General features: G+C 42.4%; 7 protein-coding genes. 2 read left to right on the forward strand and 5 right to left on the reverse strand.

The window, feature by feature from the left end; genetic code table 11:
* Nucleotides 1-355: 355 nt before the first annotated feature.
* The 3 genes from AWV70_RS05885 to typA form a co-directional block, all read right to left on the reverse strand.
* The gene (locus AWV70_RS05885; RefSeq protein ID WP_060205159.1) at nt 356-985 is read right to left on the reverse strand and encodes a CPBP family intramembrane glutamic endopeptidase; all 630 of its coding nucleotides are present in this window, start codon (nt 983-985) and stop codon (nt 356-358) included.
* Nucleotides 986-1,343: 358 nt separating this feature from the next.
* Nucleotides 1,344-1,676, reverse strand: a complete 333-nt coding sequence (locus AWV70_RS05890; RefSeq protein ID WP_060205161.1) for a YlaH-like family protein — start codon at nt 1,674-1,676, stop codon at nt 1,344-1,346.
* Nucleotides 1,677-1,743: 67 nt separating this feature from the next.
* Nucleotides 1,744-3,585, reverse strand: coding sequence for a translational GTPase TypA (gene typA / locus AWV70_RS05895; RefSeq protein WP_060205163.1), 1,842 nt, complete (start codon nt 3,583-3,585; stop codon nt 1,744-1,746).
* Between the two features lie 97 nt (nt 3,586-3,682).
* On the opposite strand from typA, the gene AWV70_RS05900 reads away from it, so the two are divergent.
* On the forward strand, nt 3,683-3,868 hold the full coding sequence (locus tag AWV70_RS05900) for a YlaF family protein (protein ID WP_060205165.1): 186 nt from the start codon (nt 3,683-3,685) through the stop codon (nt 3,866-3,868).
* Between the two features lie 41 nt (nt 3,869-3,909).
* On the opposite strand, the gene AWV70_RS05905 is transcribed toward AWV70_RS05900, so the two are convergent.
* Nucleotides 3,910-4,701, reverse strand: coding sequence for an inositol monophosphatase family protein (locus AWV70_RS05905; RefSeq protein WP_060205167.1), 792 nt, complete (start codon nt 4,699-4,701; stop codon nt 3,910-3,912).
* Nucleotides 4,702-4,839: 138 nt separating this feature from the next.
* Nucleotides 4,840-5,037 (reverse strand): hypothetical protein, encoded by a 198-nt coding sequence (locus tag AWV70_RS05910; RefSeq protein ID WP_060205169.1) that lies wholly within the window; start codon nt 5,035-5,037, stop codon nt 4,840-4,842.
* 159 nt (nt 5,038-5,196) lie between these two features.
* On the opposite strand from AWV70_RS05910, the gene AWV70_RS05915 reads away from it, so the two are divergent.
* Nucleotides 5,197-5,823 carry a YktB family protein gene (locus AWV70_RS05915; RefSeq protein ID WP_060205171.1) on the forward strand — a complete coding sequence of 209 codons (627 nt, stop codon included), beginning with the start codon at nt 5,197-5,199 and terminating at the stop codon, nt 5,821-5,823.
* Nucleotides 5,824-5,944: the final 121 nt, after the last annotated feature.

The raw sequence follows: 5,944 nt of genomic DNA on the forward strand, positions 1-5,944 counted from the left end.
CGTTAGAATTTCCACTGGAAAATTCATTTTCCACCGCAGCTCACATTCCGCAGAAGAGAATTTTTAAAAAGGAAGGGATTGCTCAGAAGGTCTGTTAGAACAGACTGTTTGCGCAGTCCCTTTTAAAATTAGATCTATTAGTTTTTCCCACGAGGATTACCGTTCCAGACGGACGCTTTCCGGGGGGAGAGCGGTGAGCCAATCGGACAACGAAGAGTCTGATTTGCCTTAGTTTCTGCGAACTTTGCAGAAACTAAGGCATCCTGCTCATAACGGCGTTCGCTTATCCCCCAGGAGTCGCCGTCTTCCACTCAATCAAATTAAAATTCCATTAGTTCACCAAGATAGATTTTGCTTATAAAAACAGAAATAGCTTTCCGGTATATAAGTTCCAAATAGAATGTGTAACCATTGAAGGTATGACGGATTTAGTTTTTAAAGCAATACAAGCAAGAACAATCCCTGCAACAAGTATTATGAATAGGTACGCGGGGTGGAATAGAGAAAAAATAACTGAAGTAATTATTACAGCCCATATCGGCCTCACTACTTTTAATAAAGCGAACAATAGCACACCTCTAAAAAGAAGCTCCTCCCAAATTGGAGCGAAGGTGACAGCTTCTAGTAAAGGATACGGCTGTAATCCATCAAGCAAACCATTTTTGTAGAAAACGATTAAGCTTCGTTCCAATAATATTTCGTAATGAATGCTTAGCTTTAAAATTAGATAGGGAATAAGAAGCCCACCTAACATGTATAGGTAGGTTACAGGTTTTTTAAAAGGCTTGAAAATTAGTAATGGCACAATCAACTTTCTAACCGAGCTAAAACACAAGGTAAGAAAAATAAAGATTAGGAGCCAAACGAGTTTGCCAAAACCGTAGAACATCTGACTATAATAACTTACCCCATAGCCTGTTAGCAGAAGCAATACTGTATATGACAAAATACTTAGTGCACTATTCTTTCTAATGCTTACTGTCAACTTTATCCCCCTTTTTCCGCTGAATTCTTCATTATTTATCCGAGTCCACTTTTTAACTATTCGGATTCATTTTAACATATATATCTATTAAAATTCAGACTAATTTAACCATTTTTTGTTGACGGACCGAAATGTTTATTGTAGTAAACACCAGTAGATTGGAGGGTAAAGTAGCGACTCCAGCGAAAGCCGTCACAAAGAGAGCAAAACGGAGAGTTGCGAGCAGGAGATGAGGGCTGCGTCTGCCTGGAACGGAAACCCACGGTCCATAAGATAAAAAAGCGAGTATGGGAACGACTAGATGTCGCTCCCATACTCGCTTTGAAATTTCTAAGTGGGCTTTTTTAATAGCCGCCTATCAAACGGTGGAGTTTTCTTTATGTTCGTTCATCCTACGGACCCTATAGATGATCAAAATGAGTGCTGCTACAATTAATCCCTCTACAATCGGAAGGAATATAGCGAAAAACGTCAAGATGATACATCCCAAAAACAAGAAACTATAAACGACTACATTTTGCCAAAACTTAATTTTCCGTGCGAATCCTAACTTATAAACAATGGCGGAAAGGATGAAAACAACTGCAAACAACAAGATTCCAGTTACCGAAGATGATGTCATTTCATAAATCATTCGAACAACTGGAGACATGGCTTCAATTGTTTCTGCATCCCCAATAGTACCATTCATGTAGCACATTCCCTTCTAAACAAAGCGATTGTACGCATTCTTTTTCACTACTTTTTACTATTATAGATTATTCGCCGAGTTTTTTCTTCTTTTGAGCACGTTCCCGTTCGTTTTTATCAAGGATCTTCTTACGCAAACGGATCGATTGAGGAGTCACTTCGCAATATTCATCGTCGCCGACATATTGCAATGCCTCTTCCAACGAAAGAATTCGTGGTTTCTTTGTAGTCACCGTTTGGTCCTTCGTTGCAGACCGGACGTTAGTCGCATGTTTGACTTTCGTCAAATTGATTGTCAAGTCCGTATCACGGTTGTTTTCACCAACAACCATTCCTGCGTAAATTTCCGTACCGGCTTCGACAAACATGGTTCCACGGTCTTCCAACTGCATGATGCTGTATCCAGTCACTGTACCCGTCTCCATTGACACGAGCACGCCGTGTCGACGGCCGCCGACTCTGCCTTGCGCTACAGGCTTGTAGGAATCAAACGTATGGTTGATGATCCCGTATCCTCTTGTTAGTGAAAGGAACTCAGTCGAATAGCCAATCAGACCACGAGCAGGTACAAGGAAGATCAAACGGACTTGTCCATTGCCGTTATTGATCATATCTTGCATTTCACCTTTTCGCTCACCGATCGATTCGATGATAGCTCCGGTATATTCTTCCGGCACATCAATCTGTACACGTTCGACAGGCTCAGAACGCACTCCATCGATCGTTCTGATAATAACTTCCGGCTTCGACACTTGAAGTTCGAACCCTTCACGACGCATATTTTCAATTAAGATGGAAAGATGCAACTCCCCACGGCCCGATACAACCCACGCATCTGGTGAATCTGTCGGTTCAACACGTAAAGAAACATCTGTCTGCAATTGCTGTTCAAGTCGTTCTTCGACCTTTCTCGCAGTCACCCATTTGCCTTCTTTCCCTGCAAACGGACTATTATTGACGAGGAAAGTCATTTGGAGTGTCGGCTCATCAATAAAAAGCTCTGGCAACGCTTCAAGATGATCGACCGGACATACTGTTTCACCTACGTCAAGATCTTCCATACCTGAAATGGCAATCAGATCACCTGCATAGGCTTCTTGGATTTCGATTCTTTTCAACCCTAGGAATCCATACATCTTGGTCACACGGAAGTTTTTCGTTAATCCGTCACGTTTTAGGACCGTCACTTGCTGGCCGACTTTCATCGTCCCTCTAAATACACGTCCAATACCGATACGGCCGACATAATCGTTATAATCGAGCAAGGACACTTGGAATTGAAGCGGCTCTTCCCGGTTATCAATCGGAGCTGGGATATGCTCAACAATCGCGTCGAACAACACTTGCAATGTATCCTCCTGATCAGCAGGATCCGGCGAAAGGCTTGCTGTTCCGTTAAACCCGGACGCATACACTACAGGGAATTCTAGCTGTTCGTCATTCGCATCCAATTCGATGAATAATTCAAGCACTTCGTCGACTACTTCTTCGGGACGGGCAAAATCGCGGTCGATTTTATTGACTACGACGATTGGTTTAATATTGGATTCCAATGCTTTCTTCAATACAAACCGGGTTTGCGGCATACATCCCTCAAAGGAGTCGACGACTAATACGACACCATCGACCATTCGTAAAATCCGTTCTACTTCTCCGCCGAAATCGGCGTGTCCCGGTGTATCAAGAATATTGATTTTCGTTTCTTTGTATTCGACCGCTGTATTTTTCGCCAGGATCGTAATACCACGTTCACGTTCAAGATCGTTCGAGTCCATAGCACGTTCTTCCACATGTTCATTCGAACGAAAAATTCCCGATTGCTTCAAAAGCTGATCGACTAATGTTGTTTTTCCGTGGTCTACGTGGGCGATGATCGCTATATTTCGTAAATCATTACGATTGTTTGTCATATTTTCACTCCGTTATCTTTTATCAGATGGTTAACTGTGTTATTATAGCACATGAGAACAGGTTTAAAAAACATTTTATTTCGGGAGATGTTTTATATTGAAGGATATTAAATGGTTTTTCGTATTATATTCCCTTGCGGCGGTTGCTGCAATGTGCGGCATTGGCATCGCAGTCGGTATGCGTAGTATCCCCGTTGCGATAATCGCTATCCTCGCTCTAATTTTCGTCATGGGCAACGGATTCAAGACAAAGAAGAAAATGCGGGAACAAGGCATTTTGTAACTATAACTTATGAAAGGGACTGCAAGCAGGCAGTCCCTTTTTTATTTGAGTTTAATATAGTTTCTTAGAATTTCATCATGTAGCCCCGGTCTTGCAACGATAAACGTATCTTGTCCAAGCAAGTGCGGTTGTTCACCTTTTAAGTTTGTCGTCACTGCCCCCACTTCCTGGGCAATCACCATTCCTCCTGCAATGTCCCATGGGGATAATCGCAAGGATAAATACGCATCAATCCGACCAGATGAAACATATGCAAGCTCAATAGCCGCCGAGCCATATGATCTTGTCCCTCTGCATTGACGCACCATTTCAGCAATCGGTCCATTTTCAATTTTCCGGTTCGGTGCAACCCAGCTCGCATTCACGCCGATGACCGCCTCCGCAAGTGGCGTGTTCTCAAGCACTGGTAGCCTTTCATCATTGAAGTACGCACCTTCATCTTTGACTGCGTGATAGAAATCATCATTCATGACATCATATATATAGCCGAGCATGCCGATTCCTTCAGCGTAAATACCAAGGGAGATTGCGAAATTCCTTTTTTGGTGAATGAAATTCATCGTTCCGTCAATCGGGTCAAGCAACCAAATAACGCCTTCCAGGGATTCGATTTCGTCACCGAATCCCTCTTCACCGAAAATCCGATGTCCGGGAAAATCTCTCTTAATCCGGCTAATGAAAAAGCGTTCAATTTCTCGATCGATATTCGTAACGAGATCGTTCGCTTCAGCTTTCGAATCGACATTGATCGTATTAAAAAAAGAAATTCTTATTTTATGCCCTGCTTCTTTTATTAACGATTTTGCATATCGGTCAATCGCTCCCCAATTCATATCAACACCCCATCATCTACATGCATGTACCTTTATTATAGCATACCGTCTACGCCCAAACAAAAAGGCGCCCTTGCACTGTCCCCCCGGATTGAAGAGTCTCAGTGAAGGCGCCTAATTCGGTTCAATGACTGGCGGTTAAGCGAAAGCATTGAAAGTCTCCAGCTCACCATGTATTTCAGTGAGTCTCGTTTTGCTTTTCTCGACTTGTTTGGAGTCATTCTCTTGCACGGCATCATATAGTGTAGCCAGTTCATAGTCCAATTCGAGATGCAGAAGTTTTACATATTCCTTTTCGATTTCAGCTTTACGGATAATATGGACAACTTGTTTCATTACTAACACCCCTTTGAATGTGATTTTCTCCAACGATGCAATTACTTACTTCTAACTTATGCTGTCCGAGTTGCTTTGGTTAGTTATAAGCCTTCTTGTATAAGATTGTTCCCCATTTTCTGTTACGATAAACGTGGATATTGAAATGGAGGTATTAAATTGACGCAAGGTTATTGGACTAATGATGATTTTAATGTCTTTTCAATTGAAGGATTAGAACATAGGATGAACGGGCTTCAAACAAAGATTCAGCCAAAGTTCGAAGTGGTTGGTGAACAAATTTCAACATACTTGTCTTCACGGGGGACAAGCGAGTTTTTCCCACATGTGGCGAAGCATGCAAGAAGAACTGTCAATCCGCCAAACGATAGCTGGGTCGCATTTGCACCGGCAAAGCGCGGATATAAGGCGTTGCCTCATTTCCAAATCGGGTTATGGGGTACGCATCTCTTCATCATTTTAGCTGTCATTTACGAAAATCCCGATAAAAAAGGGATTGCAGAAAGGCTTAGCCATAACGTCAACCAACTGATTTCCCTACCCGAAGACTTCGTCGTATCCGGCGATCATATGAAACCCGATGCGTATAATGTACGTGAAATCGGCGCCGACGGGGTAGAAAGCCTATTGAAAAGATTGGAATCCGTTAAAAAGGCGGAATTCATCATAGGCAGGCATCTATCACGCGACAAAGCGACAGAGCTTGCTGAGAAGGAGTTCTTCGACTTCGCGGAAAACACGATCGATCAACTTTTCCCTATTTACGATATCATTATCGGCAAGTAAAAAGAGAGTGACTGCATAATTATGCAGTCACTCTCTCAGACTGTAGACAAACACCTTGAATTTTGGTGTTGCCTGCAGTCTTTTTCCTTTTAAAATAGAGATAAAGTTAGAAATGTTGATT

The sequence above is a fragment of the Sporosarcina koreensis genome, from assembly GCF_001531445.1.
Taxonomy (GTDB): domain Bacteria; phylum Bacillota; class Bacilli; order Bacillales_A; family Planococcaceae; genus Sporosarcina; species Sporosarcina koreensis_C.